The organism is Litorimonas sp., assembly GCA_029936425.1.
In the GTDB taxonomy this organism is placed as follows: Bacteria; Pseudomonadota; Alphaproteobacteria; order Caulobacterales; family Maricaulaceae; genus Litorimonas.
This window is the reverse complement of the sequence record JAPYSU010000134.1, coordinates 1-1,245: the sequence shown is the minus strand read 5'-3', so window position 1 is coordinate 1,245 and position 1,245 is coordinate 1. Positions and strand designations below refer to the sequence as shown.

1 protein-coding gene is annotated in these 1,245 nt (G+C 44.5%); it reads left to right on the top strand.

The window, feature by feature from the left end; genetic code table 11:
- Positions 1–172 precede the first annotated feature (172 nt).
- Entirely contained in the window at positions 173–937 is a 765-nt protein-coding gene (locus ACN0IC_RS15560) for a sulfotransferase family 2 domain-containing protein (RefSeq protein WP_416879660.1), read from the top strand.
- Positions 938–1,245 lie beyond the last annotated feature (308 nt).

Below are 1,245 nucleotides of genomic sequence, written 5' to 3'. Positions count from 1 at the left end.
CCCCTGGCCTGATTGGTCCAATGCTCCAGGCACAATGGTGGCAATTCGCACCGTGGCAAATGGACCACCTCGACCCTTCTGATCCCGAAGCGTTCTGCAAAGGAGTGCATAAAATGACAGGCTCAACGCCAGCCTATATGCCTCAAACTGTAGACCTTCGCGAGGGTGTGCCATGATCAAAAAAATTGTTTTCCTTCATATTCCCAAAACAGCAGGTCAGACAGTTCACTCAGAATTGCTTCGTATATTTGGGCCGGAACATACATCACCAGTACGTGTGCACACACAAGCTGGTGCAGACGGACAATTCCCTGAAGGGTACAGATTTTATTCAGGCCATTTAGATTGGGAAACCTTTGATACCGCTGACAGTGATAGCTTTGTCTTTACCGTGTTGCGTGATCCGAAGGATAGAATTGCGTCATTCTATTTTTATCTACTTCACAAATCCAGCTTATTGAACAGTGAAGAACTGTCTTTAGACTGCAACGCAGGGTTAAAAGAAATTAGGAACAAGACAGCGCCAGAGTATTTTTTTGGTGAGGGGGAAGCGTGGCAGCGATTCATACGAGATCATTATGATAACTTTTATTGCAAATACTTTGCCTTCCGAAAAGTAAGAAGCTCCATAGATCTCGATACGTTAAGCGCCCCTAAAATTATACAAAGGGCGACCAACAGCTGCCATGATCTGGATAGGGTCTATACGACCAAAAAACTCTCAAACTTGGAAAACGATAGACTGACATTGACAGGGAAACCTGTGTCCATAGCCAACACACGCATCAATGTTGGTCCCAATTGTAATGTAAATGATAATTGGGCGGAACTTTTAAAACTGATGGAGAGTGATGAAAATCGTGCTCGGTTGATGAGGTTTACTACACTAGATGAAATTTTAATCAACAACCTAAAGCAAGAACGCATCCTACACTGATCTGGTTTATATTCTTCCGCACCATGACATCGCTTGGAGTATGTAGTCACCGGTGCGCGTTTGTCGATATATACCGAGGCGCCGTAGTGCGCTGCTAGAAAGTGGTCCCCGGCGCTTGCGAAACTCAACAAATTTATCGAGTAAAGGGAGATTACTCTCGTCTAGGAATGGCGAAATATGACCTAAAAAATTTACGTTTCGGTCTATCCAATCAGAATAATGGCGTCGGTAAATTAACTTCGCTCTCCTAACCACGTTGGACCTGGATGCGCCGAGCACATTAGTCGAATGCTGCCGATAAAAAACTC

Bases quoted from the DNA above. Each gene is read 5' to 3' on its own strand.
- ACN0IC_RS15560 (WP_416879660.1), top strand. From the start codon at position 173: ATGATCAAAAAAATTGTTTTCCTTCATATTCCCAAAACAGCAGGTCAG.